Source organism: Brevibacillus thermoruber 423, from assembly GCF_000454065.1.
Classification (GTDB): Bacteria; Bacillota; Bacilli; order Brevibacillales; family Brevibacillaceae; genus Brevibacillus; species Brevibacillus thermoruber.
Genome location: NZ_KE695649.1, coordinates 424,270 through 442,396, shown reverse-complemented (window position 1 = coordinate 442,396; position 18,127 = coordinate 424,270). Strand labels below are relative to the sequence as shown.

The 18,127-nt window shown below is 59.2% G+C and carries 15 protein-coding genes; 1 reads left to right on the top strand and 14 read right to left on the bottom strand.

Translation table 11 applies throughout. The features are described from left to right. Window position 1 precedes the first annotated feature (1 nt). The 3 genes from M516_RS0107110 to M516_RS0107100 form a co-directional block, all read right to left on the bottom strand. Window positions 2–1,078 carry an ABC transporter ATP-binding protein gene (locus tag M516_RS0107110; protein ID WP_029098507.1) on the bottom strand — a complete coding sequence of 359 codons (1,077 nt, stop codon included), beginning with the start codon at window positions 1,076–1,078 and terminating at the stop codon, window positions 2–4. Window positions 1,079–1,207: 129 nt separating this feature from the next. Further along, entirely contained in the window at window positions 1,208–2,317 is a 1,110-nt protein-coding gene (locus M516_RS0107105; protein ID WP_029098506.1) for an extracellular solute-binding protein, read from the bottom strand. A 24-nt stretch (window positions 2,318–2,341) separates the two neighbouring features. Beyond that, window positions 2,342–3,520 (bottom strand): ROK family transcriptional regulator, encoded by a 1,179-nt coding sequence (locus tag M516_RS0107100; protein WP_029098505.1) that lies wholly within the window; start codon window positions 3,518–3,520, stop codon window positions 2,342–2,344. A gap of 314 nt (window positions 3,521–3,834) precedes the next feature. Between M516_RS0107100 and M516_RS0107095 the strand changes: the two genes are divergently transcribed. Then, window positions 3,835–4,542 (top strand): glycosyltransferase family 2 protein, encoded by a 708-nt coding sequence (locus M516_RS0107095; RefSeq protein WP_051188128.1) that lies wholly within the window; start codon window positions 3,835–3,837, stop codon window positions 4,540–4,542. Window positions 4,543–4,735: 193 nt separating this feature from the next. Here M516_RS0107095 and M516_RS0107090 read toward each other — a convergent pair whose 3' ends face one another. The 11 genes from M516_RS0107090 to M516_RS0107040 all read right to left on the bottom strand — a co-directional run bounded on the left by M516_RS0107090 (window position 4,736) and on the right by M516_RS0107040 (window position 18,120). Then, window positions 4,736–6,148: a YfcC family protein gene (locus M516_RS0107090; protein WP_029098503.1), complete on the bottom strand. Its 1,413-nt coding sequence runs from the start codon at window positions 6,146–6,148 to the stop codon at window positions 4,736–4,738. A gap of 98 nt (window positions 6,149–6,246) precedes the next feature. Continuing rightward, complete coding sequence (locus tag M516_RS22955; protein WP_264622503.1) at window positions 6,247–7,047, bottom strand: aminotransferase class I/II-fold pyridoxal phosphate-dependent enzyme; 801 nt, start codon at window positions 7,045–7,047, stop codon at window positions 6,247–6,249. Between the two features lie 144 nt (window positions 7,048–7,191). Then, entirely contained in the window at window positions 7,192–9,180 is a 1,989-nt protein-coding gene (locus M516_RS0107080) for a methyl-accepting chemotaxis protein (RefSeq protein ID WP_029098502.1), read from the bottom strand. 105 nt (window positions 9,181–9,285) lie between these two features. Beyond that, a complete protein-coding gene (locus M516_RS0107075; RefSeq protein ID WP_029098501.1) occupies window positions 9,286–10,278 on the bottom strand; it encodes an aromatic acid exporter family protein in 993 nt (330 codons plus the stop codon). Window positions 10,279–10,836: 558 nt separating this feature from the next. Beyond that, window positions 10,837–13,083 carry an S-layer homology domain-containing protein gene (locus tag M516_RS0107070; RefSeq protein ID WP_051188127.1) on the bottom strand — a complete coding sequence of 749 codons (2,247 nt, stop codon included), beginning with the start codon at window positions 13,081–13,083 and terminating at the stop codon, window positions 10,837–10,839. 175 nt (window positions 13,084–13,258) lie between these two features. Next, window positions 13,259–14,011: a hydrogen peroxide-dependent heme synthase gene (gene hemQ / locus M516_RS0107065; protein WP_029098499.1), complete on the bottom strand. Its 753-nt coding sequence runs from the start codon at window positions 14,009–14,011 to the stop codon at window positions 13,259–13,261. 116 nt (window positions 14,012–14,127) lie between these two features. Then, on the bottom strand, window positions 14,128–14,886 hold the full coding sequence (gene nagB / locus M516_RS0107060) for a glucosamine-6-phosphate deaminase (RefSeq protein ID WP_029098498.1): 759 nt from the start codon (window positions 14,884–14,886) through the stop codon (window positions 14,128–14,130). Window positions 14,887–14,909: 23 nt separating this feature from the next. After that, the gene (locus M516_RS0107055) at window positions 14,910–15,806 is read right to left on the bottom strand and encodes a MurR/RpiR family transcriptional regulator (protein ID WP_029098497.1); all 897 of its coding nucleotides are present in this window, start codon (window positions 15,804–15,806) and stop codon (window positions 14,910–14,912) included. Between the two features lie 279 nt (window positions 15,807–16,085). Further along, entirely contained in the window at window positions 16,086–16,442 is a 357-nt protein-coding gene (locus M516_RS0107050) for a YisL family protein (RefSeq protein WP_029098496.1), read from the bottom strand. A gap of 186 nt (window positions 16,443–16,628) precedes the next feature. Continuing rightward, window positions 16,629–17,561 carry a hypothetical protein gene (locus M516_RS0107045; protein WP_051188126.1) on the bottom strand — a complete coding sequence of 311 codons (933 nt, stop codon included), beginning with the start codon at window positions 17,559–17,561 and terminating at the stop codon, window positions 16,629–16,631. Then, on the bottom strand, window positions 17,536–18,120 hold the full coding sequence (locus M516_RS0107040; RefSeq protein ID WP_029098494.1) for an RNA polymerase sigma factor: 585 nt from the start codon (window positions 18,118–18,120) through the stop codon (window positions 17,536–17,538). Before M516_RS0107040 ends, M516_RS0107045 begins: the two co-directional genes overlap by 26 nt. Between the last annotated feature and the right edge of the window lie 7 nt (window positions 18,121–18,127).

The window sequence follows — 18,127 nt, the reverse complement described above, 5'->3', positions numbered from 1 at the left end:
CTTATCCCGCAAAGTAGATGCTTGCTTTCGGTATGTGCAGGGAGATGGTCTCTCCGCGCTGTTTCAGCGGCCGTCCCTGGCTGATGGACATGCTGCGGAGCTGATGAGGGCCGACGCTGGTCACGTAGTTGACGCACGCACCCGTAAACTCGGCAAGCACGACAGTGCCCGCCACCACGTTCTCACCGTCCGCTCCCGCGCTTTCCTGCACCGTTTCCGGCCGAATCGACAGGGCCACTTTTTCGCCCGGCGCCAGCCGTACCTGCGGCGACGCGTTGTGCGTATATCCGGTAAGCACGAGGTCAGGAGCCACCCGCACCCGCACTTCGCTGCCGTCGATGCCCGCCACGATCCCCTCCCACAGGTTGGTTTCGCCGATGAACGACGCGACGAAACGGTTCACCGGGCGGTGGTAAATCTCGTACGGCGTACCCACCTGCTGCACTTCGCCGCCCTGCATCACCATCACCCGGTCCGACATGGACATCGCCTCCGCCTGGTCGTGCGTGACGTAAATGGTGGTAATGCCCAGTTCCATCTGCAATCGTTTGATTTCGTACCGGGTTTCTTCGCGCAGCTTGGCGTCCAGGTTGGACAGCGGTTCATCCAGGAGCAGAATCTGCGGCTCGATGACGAGCGCGCGGGCCAGCGCCACCCGCTGCTGCTGCCCGCCGGAGAGCTGGTCGATCCGGCGTTCGCCGTATCCTTCCAGGCGGACGAGCTTCATCATCCGCTCCACCCGTTCCTTCACTTCCGCTTTCGGAATGTTGCGAACCTGCAGTCCGAAGGCGATGTTCTCAAATACGGTCATGTGCGGAAACAGGGCGTAGTTTTGGAACACCATGCCCGTGTTGCGCTTGTGGGGCGGCAGCGACGTGACGTCCCGGCTGCCGAAGCAGATCCGCCCCCTGGTGGGATAGTAAAAGCCGGCGATCATCCGCAGGGTGGTCGTCTTGCCGCAGCCGCTGGGCCCCAAAAACGTGAAGAATTCCCCTGATTCGATGTGAATGTGAACGTCTTCGACCCCTTTTGCGTTGCCAAACCGTTTGCTGACGTGATCAAGTGTTACGCTGCTCATCAGGTGTCCTCCCTCTCGAGATTGGCAGGGTGCCGCCCGGCGCACGCGACAGCCGGAGCCGGGCGGGAACCGAACACGGCCAGACGGAAAGGAGTCCCCTTCCCGCCTGGTCCGGCTGCCCTCAACCACTTACTTTTTGCTTTTTCCCTTGATGTTTTCGTCCCAGTACTGCATCCATTCCTTTTCTTTCGACGCCATCACGTTCCAGTCGAGCTCCAGCGGTTTCAGCTCCAGGTTTTTCATGAAGTCGGGCAGTTCGTCCTTGCTGATGTCGGTGCGGGACGGGAACTGGTAGCGCTCTTTCGCCAACTGCGCGGCGATTTCCGGGCTGAACAGGAACTCGTAGAACTTCTTGGCCGCATCGATGTTCTTGGCCCCTTTAACGATCCCGACACCGTCGACGAGGATCGGCGCGCCGCTCTTCGGATAGACGAAGTCGTACGGATGGTTGTTCTGCTTGCTTTGAATCATGATGTCCTGCAGGTTCCACAGGGAAATGACGCCCTCCTGGCGGTCCAGCTTCAGGTAGAGCTGGGTCGGGTCCTGGGTGTACTCCTTCGTGTTGGCGTCCAGTTTTTTCAGCCATTCATACCCTTTTTCCGGCGTGTCCGGCCCCTGGCGGTAGATCATCGCCGCGTAGATGGTCCGCATCGTGCCGGACGGCAGGACGTTGCGAATTACGATTTTGTCCTTGTACTTGGGATCGAGCAGGTCGTCCCAGTCCTGCGGCGCTTCTTCCTTCTTCAGCGCCTGCGAATTGAACATGATCACCTCGGGCAGCAGCATTTCGCCGTACCAGCGATCCTGCGGGTCCTTGTACAGATCGGGGATCTTGTCCGCGAACGTCGGTTTGTACGGCTCCAGGAGTCCCTCCTCCGCCGCCGTGCTCAGCGCGGACTGCGTGCCGCCCCACCAGAAATCCGCCTGCGGATTGGCCTTTTCGGCACGCACGCGCTCCAGGATTTGCTGCGCCCCCATCTCATACGTTTCCACTTCAATATCGGGATATTTTTCCTTAAACTTGGGCAGGACGATTTCAAAAATATTTTTGTCCCGGGCGGTGTAGATGACCAATTTTTGCGGTTCGCCGGATGCTGCCGGCTGCGCCTGTTCACCGGACTGGCCGCCTGTACCGCTGTCCGCCTGTCCTCCGCCGGAACAAGCGGCGACGGTCAGGGCCAGCGAGCCGGCAAACACGCCGCGAAGCCATTTTTTCCATGTGCTGTTGGACGTTTTCACAACCAAATCCCCCTTTTTTTCACCCTATTTGTCCAGCAATTTCCTGGACGGAAACGCTTCCAAGACACTGTGAACGGCCCCAATCAGCCCCGCCTCTTCGCCGAGACTCGCTTTTTCCAGACGGGGCACGACAGGCACCCATTCCGTCAGCCAATCGTGAATCTGCTTCACCCCTTTTTCGTCGATATGGACCATCTCTCCGCTCAGGATCAAAAGCTCCGGGTTCAACACGCTGACGATGTTGGCCATCGCGTACGCCCAGTGGCGGTACACGTCGTCCAGCAGCCGCGCGGCCTCCCGGTTGTCCTGCCGGGCATGACCGATCAGCGCCTCTATGATACTCGACCCTTCCTGAAGGTCGGAGAGAAAGGCCTTCGCCTGCTCTTCGATACCGGGGACGGAGTAATGCGTCTCAAACACGCCGTACGCTCCGTCCCGCCGGCTGTGTACGGGGCCGATCAGCATGTAGCCGATCTCGCCGGCCGCGTCCCGGCTTCCCCGGTAAAACTGGCCGTCCAGGATGATGCCGGAGCCGATCCCCGTGCCGACGTAGATGTAGACAACGTTGGAACAGCCAACGCCGACACCGCGGACGCACTCGCCCAGGGTCATCATGTTGACGTCGTTGTCGATGATGACCGGCACACCCAGCCGCTCCTCGATGGTCTGCCTGATCGGCGATCCCATCCAGCCCGTGCTGGGAGCGAAGCTGACCGTGCCACTGCCCCGCTGGGTGACCCCGGGCAGGCCGACGCCGATGCCCAGCAGCCTGTCACGCGGCAAACCGCTCTCGGCCAGCAGACGGTCCAGTCCCGCCGCCAGGTCCTCGATCACCCGCTCCCCGTCGGCCGGCTGAGCCAGCCGCTTGCGGTAACGAGCCAAAAACTCGCCTTTCAGGTCGGCCACCGCCATCTCCAGCGCGGAGCCTTCAAACACCGCTCCGGCGATGGCGTACGCCTGGTAGTTGTATTCCAGCAGGATCGGCTTTCGTCCGCCGCGCGAGTCGCCCATCCCCACCTCTTGGAGCAGCCCCTCCTGAATCATCTCCTCCACCAGGGCGGAGACGCAGGGGCGGCTGAGCTGCGTCTGTTTGGCGATGTCGGCGCGGGAGATCTGACCGTGCTGAATCACCTGCTGCAAGATCTCTTCCTTGTTCCACTTTTTCACCAGCTTGCTGCTGCCCGTCTTTCTGGAAGAACGCACGCCTCTTCACTCACCACCAAACAGTTAGTTAACCTTACTAACAAAGTTATCCAAATTATACCGCCCAATCGCAGAATAGTCAAACTATTTTGATACATATGGCTTGCGGCAAAAAAATAAACAGGATATTCTTTCCTGCCGACTGCCGGTGTGTACCATCATCCTTTTGGAACCGCGTCCCCTCATTTTTTCTTGCCGAACTTCCGCACCCGCTCAGCGTTCTTCGCCCCGCCGCTGAATACACATGAAGTACGTCTCGGACGTTTTCCCTTCTTGTATCACACCTATCCCATCGGCGAAGGAAGTGAACCATCGTGAAGCCAACCGGGAAATCCGGCATCTCCATCATCACCTGCACCAAGCGCCCCGGCATGATGCGCAACCTGTTTCACAATTATCTGCGGCAGCGCGGGGTCAACAAGGAATTGATCGTGGTGCTGAACAACGATGTGATGAGCGAAGCGCTCTACAAAAAATACGCCCGTTCGTTTCCCAACGTGTCCGTCTACAAACTGCCCGGACGGATGTCACTCGGCGCCTGCCTGAACTTTGCCGCAAACAGGGCCCGCTTTCCCTACCTCGCCAAATTTGACGACGACGACTACTACTCCCCCCGCTACGCGGCTGACACGCTGCGCGCGTTTGCCCGATCGAAGGCGGCAGTCGTCGGAAAACGATCTTTTTTTATGTACTTTCAGGGATTGCGGCTGCTGATTCTGCGCTTTCCGGGGAACGAACACCGGCGGACGCGGCTGCTCGCGGGCGGGACCCTCGCGTTTCGACGGAGCGTGTGGAACCGGGTCCGTTTTGCCAACCGCTCTCTGGGAGAGGATGTCACGTTCCTGCGGAGCTGCCGCCGACGGGGCTTTCGCATCTACTCCGGCAGCCGTTTTCACTACTGTGCGATTCGCCGGAAAAACGTCCGCAGCCACACCTGGAAAGCGGGCTACCGTTACCTGCTCTCCCAGCCGCACAAGCGGATTGCCCGCACGGCCAACTTTCGCAAGTTCGTCGGCGGATAAGGGCTGCCTTGACGTATATCCGAGGCCAGGGGCTCCGGGCTCATTGCCGCTGATTGCCGCGCAGGAATCCATCCCTGACACCGTCTTCGCCCGCGCCGGCCCCGACCGTTTTACTGGAACCGGTGGCGAAGCAAAAAAAGAGAAGCCTCCTAGCGAGGAGGCTTCTCTCTCATGGCGAACGGGCGCGCAGCGTTCAAAAGGGCCCGTATCCGATCAACTGCGCAACGACGACGGCGACCACGGCAATGGCGTATTGGGCGACAATCAGGGGAAGGATCCACTTCATCCAGCGCGACCAGGGAATGCCGGCCAAGGCCAGTCCGGCCATAAAGTACCCGGAGGTGGGAATGAAGATGTTGGATATCCCGTCGCCAAACTGGAACGCCAGCACGGCCGTCTGCCTGGTGACGCCGACGAGGTCCGCCAGCGGCGTCATGATCGGCATGGTCAGCGCCGCTTCACCGCTGCCGGAGGGGACGATGAAGCTCATCACCGTCTGCAGCACGAGCATGCCCACGGCGGTGAAAGCGGGCGGAATCGCCTGGATCGCGGCGGAGGCGTAGTACAGGATCGTGTCGAGGACGTGCCCCTCGTTGAGCACGACGACGACCGCGCGCGCCACGCCAATCACCAGCGCTCCGGCGATCAGCCCGGCCGCCCCCTTCATGAAGGAGTCGACGATCGTGTTGGCGGAGAGCCTGCCGATCAGTCCGATGACAATGCCCAAGAGCAGGAACAGGCCGGCAATCTCCGTGATGTACCAGCCGTATCGGATCACGCCGAACGCCAGCACGAGGAAATTGATCAGAAAGCAGATCAAAATCCACTTGTGCCGCGTGGTCAGCACGACGTCCGAACGCAGCAGCTCGTCCGCGTTTGTTCCCTCGAAGCCGCCGAAGAAGCCGAGCGAACGGTCTCGTTTTACCTTCATCGCATAGCGGTAGACAAACCCGACGGAGACCAGGTACATGACGGCAAACACCCCGATGCGGAAGCCCGCGCCGGAAAACGTGGGCAGCTCGGCAATGCCCTGGGCCACTCCGACCGTAAAGGGATTCATGATCGCCGACGTGAAGCCGACCGAAGCGCCCACCAGCACGATCGCCGCTCCCGTGATCACGTCAAAGCCCAAGGCGACCGCCAGCGGAATCATGACCGCGATGTAGGGAATCGTCTCCTCCGCCATCCCCATCAGCGATCCTCCCATGGCAAAGAAAAACATCATGATCGGGATCAGCCACTTCTCCTGGTTTTTCAGCTTGCGGGAAAGGGTGACGATCAGCGCTTCGATCGCTCCCGTGGTCGTCAAGATGCCGAACGTCCCTCCAATGATGAGGACAAAAAAGATAATGCCGGCCGCTTCCTCCATCCCGGTATGAATGCTGTTGACAAGTCCCAACGGCTTCACCGGCGAGGAGTCGACAAACTGAAAGGACTGCGGATCGACGACGCTTCTGCCGTTTACCTCCACTCGCGAATACTCACCCGCCGGCAGCACGTAGGTCAGCGCGACGGCGATCGCCAGCACGGCAAACAGCAAGACGAATACGTTGATTTCCTTCCCTTTGGAAACAGCGGGAGTGGAAACCGGTTGTGGTTGACTCATAAGCATCCCCCCTTTGTTTTCCTAGTTTTCATCGTAGCATCATTATATTTATGCAATCAACTGTATTTTTATAAAATTTTACCGGTAACCGCCTCCGCTCAGCCGCGGGACCGCAAAAACTCCGACACCTTGGCCAGTCCGGCGCGCAGCACTTCGGTATCGCAGGCGTACCCGATCCGCACATGCCCTTCCAGATCAAAACAGCTTCCGGGAGTCAGGAAGACGCCTGTCGCCTGAAACAGGTCGAGGCAGAAGGTCTCGGAGGGAACGGGCAGGTCGTATTGGAGCAATGCCGTGGTCCCCGCCTGCGGCTTCACGTACGAGACAAGCGGCTCGCGCTGCACCCACTCATCCAGGATGTGCAGGTTGCGCCGGACGATTTTCCCGTTCCGCTCCATGATCTTGTCGCAGTTTTTCAGCGCGTGGACGGCCAGCGCATCGTCCAGCAGGCCGCAGCTTATCGTGGTGTAATCCCGATGCTTGAGGCACTCCCGAATCACTTCCAGCGGAGCGGCGATCCAGCCCAGGCGCAGCCCGGCCAGCGAAAACGCCTTGGACATGCTGCCCGTGCTGATGCCTTTCTCGTACAGGTCGACGATGGACGGAACCTGGGCGTCCGGGTCCTGGTACAGGCCGCGATACACTTCGTCGCACAGGACGAAGGCGTTCACGGAGCGGGCGATGCCCACGATGTCCGCAAGCTCCGCTTCGCCCATCAGCGCTCCGGACGGGTTGTTCGGGTTGTTGATGACGATCAGTTTGGTCTGGCTGCTGACGAGGGAACGGAGCTCGTCCGGGTCGGGACGAAACCCGTTTTCCGGCCGCAGCCGCAGCAGTTTCACCTCCGCGCCGAATGATTCCGGCACCGAGTAGAGCTGCTGGTAGGTGGGATGGACCACGATCACAATGAAAAAATAAAAATGCGCACGGATGACAATGGCACAACCGCAGGGGCGCAAACAAAACGGCTGCCCGGGAGGGGGGTGATCCTTCCCCCTCCCGGGCAGCCTGAATACGCACGGACCGTGCCTGCACCCGCACGGTTACACGTTGAACCTGCCCACCATCTCCTGCAGGTCTTCTGCCATCTTCGCCAGCGCCGCGGCCGACGCGTTGATCTCTTCCATGGAAGCCAACTGCTGCTGAGCTGCGGCCGAAACGTTCTGCGTGCCCAATGCCGCTTCCTCCGCCACTTCCCGGATCGTGTACGTCGTCTCCACCACGCGCTTCGTGCCTTCGGTCAACTGCTGCACCGCGCCGGACACCTCCCGGATCCGGCCGGCCAGCTCTTCCACTGCCGAGCGAATCTCTTCGAAGGAAGCGCCTGCCGCATGCACCACGTCAATTCCTTCCGCCACCTCATGGGTAACGGTGTGCATGGAGCGAACCGCGTCGTTCGTCTCCTGGCGGATCATCGCGATCAGTTCGGCAATCTTTTGCGTGGATTGCGTCGTCTGCTCCGCCAGCTTCCGCACTTCGTCCGCCACCACGGCAAATCCCCGCCCGTGCTCACCGGCCCGCGCTGCTTCGATGGCGGCGTTGAGCGCCAGCAGGTTGGTTTGATCGGCAATCTCGGAGATGACGTCGACGATGCTGCCGATCTCCTGCGAGCGCTTGCCCAGTCCGTCCACGGTATGCGCCAATTCCTTGACGGTGGCGTTCATTTCCGTCATCTGGTTGATCGCCGTTTGCACGGTCTGGCTGCCGGAAGCCGCTTTGCCCGCTGCTTCGGAAGCCAGCCCGGCCACCTGCTGCGTGCTGCCGTTGATCTGTTCCGCGGCGCTTGCCATCATGTTGACCACCTGGTACGCCTCTTCCACGCTGGCTACCTGCTTGTCCGCCCCGACGGCCACTTCCTGAATCGCGGAAGAGATTTGTTCGCTCGCCTTGCTGCTCTGGTCCGCGCTCGCCATCAGCTCCTCCGCCGACGCCGCCACCTGGACGGCTCCCTGGTTCACCTCGGCCAGGACAGACTGCAGCGACAGGCGCATGCCCTCGAAGCTCTCCGCCAACCGGCCGATCTCGTCCCTGGCGTTTACCTTGACCGGTTCGGACAGGTCGCCCTCGCTGATTTTGGCGGCGGCAGCCATCAACACGCCGAGCGGACGCGTGATCGAGCGGACGATCCACAGCACAATCGCGGCGCCGCCTATCACAGAGCCGGCCACAATCGTCAGAATGGCGGGCAGCACGCGTGCGGCATCCGCATCCGCTTCGCTGACGTAATAGGTGCCCGCCAGCTTCCAGCCGGTCAGCCCGTTGGTGACATATGCCATTTTCTTGCTCAGTCCGTCCTGGTTGACGTACTCAAACGTGCCCGCTTCTGTCGTATAGAGGTGGTCTATGTAATCCGCCTTCTCCGCTTCCGTCCCCGGTTTCTGCTCGGGATGGACGATGAACTTCCGGTGTTGGTCCATCAGTACAACGTAACCTGATTTGCCGATTTTGACCCGGCTGGTGATCTTGGCCAGTTCCTCCAGGTTGAGGTCGAGCCCGACCACCCCGTGCCCGTCCTTGGTAGTCCGGGCAATGGTGATGACGACGCGGCCCGTGGACGCGGCGACGTACGGGTCGGTGATGACCGTTTTTCCCTTGTTCTCCATGGCCAGTTGGTACCAAGGTCTGGTACGCGGGTCATACCCGGCCTTGTTGACCGGCACCGTACTGACGAACGCGCCCGTCTCCGTTCCGATGAACAGATTTTCCCACTCCTTGTGGAGGGTGTAGGTTTCCTGCAAATACGCATGCGCTCCAGGGTCGTTTTTCTTGAGCCCCTGTCCAGCCAGATGGGAAGCGATCCGCTCCGCCTCCTTTACCTGCAGGCCCAGGTAGGAATCAATCGTTCCGTCCAGGGTCTTCACCTGCTCGTCAGCCCGCTGCAGCAGTTGGTTCTCAATTTCCTTCTTGGCGCTGTAGAAAGAGACCCAACCGATCAGCAGACTCGGCAATAGCAGAATCACGGCAAAGGTCAGCAGCAGTTTTCCTTTCATCTGCAGCGAAAGGATTCGTTTTCGCGCGGTACGCCCATTCATGTCGATTCCTCCTGTTGTTGATCGAGCTGAAAGAAAAATAAAAAAAACAGGCCATTCCGAAAAAAATGAACAGCCGTCCATCATTATACAAATGTTTCCCGAAAATTACAAGGCATGCATATCCTTTTTCTCCATATTTTTACTCGGACTATTTTTCCCCAGCTCATGCTTGATGAACAGATAGCGCTCGATCTCCCGCAGCAGGTAAAACAGGGCCGCGCGGGTTTCAAACTCCTCCCGCGTCTTGGGCAGGGCCGTCTGCTGGATCTCTTCCCGCATCACCCGCAGCTTGTCCAAAAAGCGGTACGCCGTGTTGCCGGGGTGGATGGCGCGGCTCAGCCGCTCGAGAAAATCGGCGATCTGATGCCCCTGCGGCACCTGCACGTCAAGCGTCGAGACGATCGGCAGCATCCGCTCCAGCAGTTCAAACTGCTTTTCCCGCATGACGAAATACTGGTAGTAGGTGTCGTCCCGGCGGCCGATGCGGTTTTCCACTTCGCGCCAGGCCAGCTCTTTCGCCTGCTGCAGCAGCCTCTCCGTCTCGATCATCTCCCGGCCGTCCCAGTCGCTCTGGCCGTGGCGCAGATAGTAGCAGAACTCCTGCAAAATGACGGCAAAGTTGTTCTCCACCGCCGCCTGCATCGCTTTCAGCTCTTTTTCCATGCTGGGCATGTACAGGTTGGCGAGCAGCGCCACCCCCACCCCGATGGTGAGCAGGGCGAGCTCGTTTGCAATCGTGGCCGCGTCCATCCGCTCGGCGGAGTAGAGATGCAGCAGCACGACCATGCTGCTCACGAATCCTTCCTGAATGCCGAAGCGGACAGCCAGCGGCAAAAAGACCAGAATCAATAGCGTCAGCGCGGCGGGATGATAGCCGAACAGCGCGAACACGCCGATCCCGACCACCAGCGCCAACAGGCAGGCGAGGATGCGGTTGACGGCCGCGCGTATCGACTGTCTTCGCGTCACCTGGATGCAGAGGATGGTAATGATGCCCGCCGATGCGTAAAACGCCAGACCCAACTGCTGCGCGATAAAAATAGCCAGGCCTGCGCCGATCGCGGTTTTGATCGTTCGGTATCCAATCTTCATGGCCATAACGTCCCCATCCTTCTCTTCCGGGGTTGTCTCGGGCCGTTTCGGGCCGTGCCGGCGAACAGCCGGCTTCGCCGAAGCGAAACGGCGGAGGCTCCTTTTACGATAGCAAAAACCGGCGGCAAAACAAAGAGAGCCTCTACGATCTCCTGCGCGAGAGCGAAAACAAAAAAGCGGAAGACGTCCTCCGCTCCAGACTGATGACAAACCGAATTGTATCGAAGGAGAAGCATGTTTCCAGCAGAGCGACTTGTGAGCCCTACCGAGCGGAGCAGCGATTTGCGGGAAAAAAGAGCGCCACCTTTGAATGGGCTGCGCAGCAATGCGGCTTTGGCGATCCCCCGCAAATCGCTGCGGAGCGTGCAGTCTGCGCTTCCTTGCTGGGCGTTAACTGGGCCCCGCCGAACGCGAGCGTTAGCTTGTGTTCGGTGGGTAAAGACGGAGCGGATGCCGGAAACGTGCTTCTCCCCCCAGCAGTCACGTTGTCTACACACTGAAGCGGAGGACGTCCTCCGCTCTGATCGCAGCAGCCCGCTGCCGGAAGCGGCGCGGAACCGCACGTCACTTCAGTTCTCTCGCATCCAGCAGCGTTTTCATCAGTTTCGCCGCCTCCGCCCGGGTCAGCGTCTTGTCCGGCTGGAACGCGTCGGCTGACGGGGAGGGAAGCAGTCCGTAGGCATGGACCAGGGCGACGGCGGGCACCAGCCGCTTCTCCACATCCCGATACGGCGACGCGAACAGCCCCGGTTTTTCCAGCAGTTCGCCATACCCCAGCAGGCGGGCGGCCATTTCCGCCGCTTCCCCGCGGGTCGCCGGGCGATCCGGCTCAAACCTTGTCCCCTCCTCGGGGATCAGTCCGTATTGAATGGCTTTTTGGATGACGCCGTACAGCGGGTGTTTCTCGTCGACGTCGGCAAACCGGTACGGCTTGCGGGCTTCGTCGTCTTCGAACGAGGTGCTCCGCCGATAAATCCCGATGCGGTTGACCATGCGCGACAGCATCTGCACCATGTCTCCGCGCGTCACCGCCTTGTCCGGTTCCACCTTGCCGTCGGTGACCGCCAGCAAGCCCTCCCGGATGGCGAACTGCAGCGCTTCCTTCTCCGGATGACCGTCAATGTCCTGCGGGATTTCTTTTTGGCGCAAGTCGGCAAAACTGAGCCACTCCCCGGTCACGGCGTCCACGACCCCCTGATCGCCGACGTAGCGGTAGACGAGCAGCGGCTTGGAAGTGCCGGCCGGCATCCCGTTACGCGGCAGCTCCGGCAGGAAATAGGTGAGCCTCAGCTTCTTCCGCTCCCGCTCCGCTTTGGCCGCCGCCTTTCGGTCGATCTTGGCCGCCGTCTCCTCCGCTCTGACAGGTCCTTCTTCGAACAGGAGCAGCTCTTCCGCTTCCCCGGTTTCGGGATTGACCGTCACGCGGAACTCCCTGTCCTCGATCGGGACGCCGTCCTTCAGCCAGCCGAACGTAATCGCGAAATTCCGCCCCCGCTCCAGCATTTCCTCCACGTTCACGCGGGACGGCTCGCGGTCAATGAGATAGATGTCCCCCAGCCGGTCGGACAGCAGCGTTTTTACCAGCTTGACCGCGCTCTCCTGCGCCGCTTTCCACGACACCGCCTTCTCGATTTTCCGTCCTCGTTCGCCGGGATATCCCGGTTCCCCGACGCGGTATTCGACCAATTCCCCGCGGTCGCTGACGCTGATCGCGACCGGCTCCACGTTTTTGCCCTGGACGTGCAGCGGGGTAAATTCAAAACGCCAGTGTCTCGTTTCCACGCCGTCCGGTCCCGAGCTGGAACCGCCGCCCCTGCTGCCCTCGGAACGATAGCTGCCGGGGAGCCGCTTGACCAGCTCTTCCGCGATCTTCTGCGCCTCTTCCTTGCCGATCAGCCTGTCCGCTTCGCGGCTGTTGACCGTGCTCCCCAACGGCTTGATCCCGCCTTCCTCGGCCGGCTCGCCGAGTGCGTTCAGCACCGTTCCGGTCGCCGCGTCCACAAACTGCGGATCGGACCGCCCGTAGCGGTAGACCAGGCGGTACCGGTTCCCGTCCGCCTGGTAACGTCCCGTCAGCTCGTTCGCCCGCATGTAGACCAGCGACGGCGCGGCTTTTTCCGCCAGGAGCCGCTCCGCCTCGTCGCCCCCGATCGCTGCTTTGGCTTCAGGCAGTTCTCCCTGGTACCACATCCGTAGAAACGAAACCACTTCGCCGTTTCGGCCGACGATCACCTGAAAGCCGTTTTCCAAAAAAGGCGTGTCGCCTTCCATGCGCGTAAAGGAAAAGACGCGCTCTCCCCACGGATCAAGCGAAATAGGGAGCAGGCCGGGGTATTCGTTGGGCTTGGACAGCTTCTCCCGCTCCGCTTTGGGGACGGCCCGCTCGAGAAACTGCTCCGCCGCCCGCAGCGCTTGTTCCTCGCTGACCGCCGGCGACGAATCGCTTTCCCGCTTTTCGCTGTAGTGTGAATACTGCATCAATTGTCCCGTCACCGCGTCGACGACGGCAGACACATATCCCTCCCTGTCTTTTCCCCAGGACAGGCTCCACAGCGGCCGATCGTATGGCGAATTCCGGCTTTCATTGAGGTACGACGTCCGTCCCAGCTTGTAATCCGCCGGTATGTTCAAAAGCTGCCGCACCTGTTGAACCGCTTGCTCCTGCGTCAAGCCGCCCGCCTGCTGCTCGGCGGCGTAGGCTTTCGGCAGGCTGTTCTCCCACACGCCGGCAAACGGGACGGGAACGGCGGTCAGCAGCACGGCTGCCGAAAGTCCCGCCGCCACCTGCAGCGTCTTTTTTTTGGTTGTCACGCAAACACCTCTCCCCTCTTCGCTTTGGATATCGATACCATTTTACCATTTGGTATGTACAAGAAACAAATTATTCCATTAAAGGAATGAAAACGAAATCAGCAAGCTCTTTTCATGATTTTCATGCAAAAAAAATCTACCCCGGCTGCACCGCGGGTAGATTGTGGTTGATGGGTTACACCTGCAGCATCTGCGTGAGCGACTCGGGCGTGACGATGTTGCCCACCAGGAAGTTGCCGAACTCCCCGTAGCGTGCGCTCACTTCGTCAAAACGCATTTCGTAGACGATGTGCTTGAACTCGAGCGGGTCGTTGGCAAACAGGGTCACGCCCCACTCCCAATCGTCGAAGCCGACGGAGCCGCCGATGATCTGCTTCACTTTGCCGGCGTACTTGCGGCCGATCATCCCGTGCGAGCGCATCATCTCGGCACGCTGCTCCATCGTCAGCATGTACCAGTTGTCCTGCAGGTTGCGTTTTTTGTTCATCGGGTAGAAGCAGATGTGCTCCCACTTCGGCAGAATCGGGTAGAGACGCTCCCGGATGTGCGGATTGGACTTCGGGTCTTCACCGGGATTATGTACGTAGTTGCTCAGCTCCACCACGGAGATGTAGGAGTACGGCGCTTGGGTGTATGCGGCGAAGCGGGTCTTGTTGAACGCCGTCTTGATCGCGTCCAGCTCCTGCATCGTCGGGCGCAGGAACAGGAAGACCAGATCCGCCTTGTGCCCCAGGATGCTGTAGATGGCGGTGCTGCCTTCCTTCTCCTGTTCGTTTGCCTCCCACTCGCGGATCAGGCCGAGCAGCTCGTCCAGCGCGGCCTGGCGCTCTTCGGCCGAAGCGGCTTTCCACTTCTCCCAATTGATCGTGCGGAAATTATGATAGGTATACCAGCCTTCCAGCGTAAGCAACGCCTCGTTCGTGCTCATCAGGATCAACTCCTTACGGTAATCTGGTGCATTCTCCTTGGACACTCCCAGTATAGCATAACGAACGAGGCGTTATTCGAAACGAATTGGTGAACAAGCGCAGCAAAACGGGCCGCTCACACCAGGCGGCCTCTGCCTCTCGTCTCGGCTGCCAGCAGCGCGGCCGCGTCCTTGTCCACGATGACGGTCACGTCCGGATGAAGCTGCAGCAGCGAGGCGGGCACGTCGGGCGTCCTTTCCCCTTCCAGCATGCGGCACACCGCTTCCGCCTTGGCCTCGCCGCTCGCGAGCAGGAGGATCCGCTTCGCCGCCAGAATCGTTTTGATCCCCATCGATACGGCTTTCGTCGGCACTTCGTCGATCGAGTCAAAAAAGCGCGCGTTCGCCTTGATCGTACTTTGCGCCAGCTTCACGACCCGCGTGGTCGTCTCCGCGTCGGACCCCGGCTCATTGAAGCCGATGTGGCCGTTTCTGCCGATGCCCAGCACCTGTATGTCGATGCCTCCCGCCGCCGCGATCGCCTCTTCATACCGCCGGCACTCCGCCTGCAGGTCGGGTGCATCCCCGCGCGGGATGTTGGTCTGTTCCAGCGGGATGTTCACGTGGCGGAAAAAGTGCTCCTGCATGAACGTGCGGTAGCTTTGCGGATGACGCGGCGGCAGACCGACGTATTCATCCAGGTTGAACGTCGTCACCCGGGAGAAGTCAACCCCCTCCTCGCGGTGCAGCCGCGCCAGTTCCCGGTACATGCCGATCGGCGTGCTGCCCGTAGCCAGTCCCAAAACGGCCGTGGGCTTGGCTGCCACCACCTGCGCCACGACGCGCGCCGCCTCTTTGCTCAACGCCTCGTAATTCTCCGCAATCAACAGCTTCATGCTCTCTCCCCCATCCAGCCGTTTCAGTATTTTTTGTCCAGCACCGCTTTTGCCGTTTTTTCCTTGTAGGTCAGCGCTTTCTCCTTGATGCGCATGGCGAGTGCCGTGCACAGGATGTCGATGACGTGAAGCTGGGCGATTTTGGCCGCGAGCGACCCGCCCTGCAGCGGCCCTTCCTTGGCTGCCGTCAGAAGCGTGATGTCAGCCACGTTCGTGATCGGCGAGCGGCGGTAGTGGGTGATGCACAGCACCGTCGCCCCCGCTTCCTTCGCCACTTTCAGCGAGTCAATCGTATCCTTGGTGCTGCCCGACACGGAGATGCCCACGGCCACGTCACCGGGGCCCAGCGTGGCGGCGGCCATGGCCTGCAGGTGCGCCTCGTAAAAGGCGTCCACTTTCAGGCCGAGGCGCAGGCACGTGTATTTGGCATCCTGGGCGGTCACCCCGGATGTCCCCACGCCGTAAAAGTGGATCGTGTTGGCGGCTTGCAGCAGGTCGACACACCGTTCCAGCTCGATCGGGTCGATGAGCGAGCTGGTGTCGCCGACTGCCTGCACGTTGGTGGCCGTCACCTTTTGCGCGATGGTCGCGAGCGAATCCTCCTCCGTTACCTCGCCGTGCAGGTTTTTGACCGGATGGACCAGCTCCTGGGCCAGCGCCAGCTTGAACTCCTGGTAGCTGCGAAAGCCGATCTTGCGGCAGAACCGCAGCACGGTGGTTTCGCCCACGTCCGCTTTTTCCGCCAGGTCGATGACGGAGGAGTAAATCACGCTCTCCGTCTGGCTCAATACGATCTCCGCCACTTTTTGCTCAGATTTGGTAAACGACGGCCGCAAACTCTGAATGCCCAGCAGGGTGGTATTGGTTTTGGCCGCGCCGCCGGACGCTCCGGCCGTCCGCTCTTCCTGATATGCCGTCATCGGTTTCCTCCCCCGTCCATCGCCAAAAGAAAACGGCTGTATTCCTACAGCCATTATACGCAAAAGTGGAGCGTTCCGCCATATTAGACGAGAAAAGTGGAGAAGTTCTCCGATTCATACCCGACCGCCCCGTTCGTTGGGCAATCCCGTTTCCACGAGCATCCGCCGGTCTTGGGGGCACTTGTCCGGCCGCAAAAAAAGTTCCCGTAAAAAAAGGCCTCCGCCCGGATCCTTTCGATCCGAACGAAAGCCTTCCGACTTGAACCCCGCGCCTGCCGCCTACATGATGACGCGGTACCCGATCAGGATGACGACCACCATCAGCGCGAGGGCACCGACGAAAAATCCGGTGCTGGCTTCCTGGCGGCGTGCCCGTCCCAGCGCCATTTCCATCAGCCCGAAGACGACAAGCCCCAGCACTCCCTTTACATAGTACAGGACATCTCCCGCGTGGAACTTAAATAACATCCAAGCGCCCGTCACGACGACGATCACCATCATCACGCGCAGAAACATGTGAACGATGTTGCCCACTTTCTCCTTGCCGATACGGAAGAGGATGTACCCGACGATCAGCAGGATGAATGCCACTTCCCAACTGCCCACGTGGGCTTCAAGAAACGCATTGCTCACCATTTGTTCACTCCTTGCCCAGTGCAATCTTCATACTCGTCTCATTATAACAGATCGGCAAGGGAAAAGCAGGGCACGCAATGCTTGGCGGTTTTGTGACAGCGAGTGACACTTCCGCGGACAAACAGTACTCCTTGTTTCACCACCCTGCGGTAGAAAAGGGCTGATCGAGCCGTTACGAAGATTGGCTCAGTCGAAAGGCTGGGATTCCTCCAGCTTTTCCACGATGGCCAACAAGTCCTGCTTGGTAATTTCCGGCGACGACGTCCATACATGATAAAGCAATTTCGCTTCGTCTTTGAAATATTCGATGGACTGTTCCATCGATTCTGTTTTTCCATCCGCTCCCTTTATTTTCCTCAGATGATACAGCGCCTCTCTTTTGTCCACCTTTACTTTTTCCACAGTGTCGTCCGGACCTGCTTCGGTGCTCACATACTTTACTTTCTCAAAATTCTCGATGCGTATCCGTACTTCACCCTTGTGATTCGCGTAGGTGGCGCCCAATTGCTCAATCGTCGGTTCTACTTTCAGCTCCTTCACGATCACGTCTTTCTTTGTCTCTTCCGCTTGCTTATAAAAATCTTCCTTCTTGTAATCGTGGATGATCATATGCTGGACAAACCCTTCTTTAAACGTGTACCCGCCAGTCAGTTCGGCCGGGAAGGCAAACATGTTTCCCGCTTCCGCCTGAATCACCCTACGGTCTGTAGACGTAATCGGCTTTTGGAAGAAAGCAACGATTTTCTGAGGATTATCCGGCACAATGTACACAGCGACAGCGGTGCCCGGTTTGACCGATTCGCGAACCTCCTTCAACATCTGGCCATACGTTTTGTGTTGGCTCGTAACCGGATCCTTGGCTGTCTGGTTGATCTGTACCACTACTTCTCCTTTTTCATTCTTCAGCTCATACACTTTCATGGCCGCGTATGCAGACGTTACCCCAAAAACCAGACACGCCGCTACAATCAATCCGATTTTCTTTTTCACTCGAACCGCCTCCCTTTGATTTTTCCGCTCCCGCAGTTTCTCGAGCACCCGATCCTTGACGTCAATTTTCGGAACGGGTGTATCCATGATCAGATGCTCCACATCACCGAATGGCTTTGTAGGCTTCATTCACTTCCCCTCCTTTCTGCAATTGCAAATAGTGTTTACATTTTCGTAAAGCCCGCTCATATTGTTTTCGCAGGGTTGCTGGTTTTTTGTTTAGCAGTACAGAGAGTTCTTCGTACCCTTTTTCTTCAATCACGCGCAGGATGATCAAATTTCGATCCTCCGCAGACAGACGGGACATCGCCTGATGGAGCGGATAGCTTACCTGCTCGTGATCCACCCGGATCTCTCCTTCGTTTTGACTGACGGCCGCCATTCCTCTTTTCAAGAATGGGACCATTCGGTATAGCTTTCTCCGATTGATGAGATTCAAGCAGTGATGATAGGCAATCTTGTACACCCACGCTGAAAAGGAAACGGACTTTGTGTACTTGTCGATATGTTCGTATGCTTTGATAAAAACCTCTTGCACGGCATCCTCTGCTTCCTGCCTGTGTCCGAGCATATGATAGCAGTAGGTAAAAATCGGCTGCTGCAAAGCTTCAATGATGTCTCCAAACATCTCCAATGAACCGGAAGACTTGATCTCCTCAATCACCCGCTCGATTTGATCTTTGTCCAAACCGTTC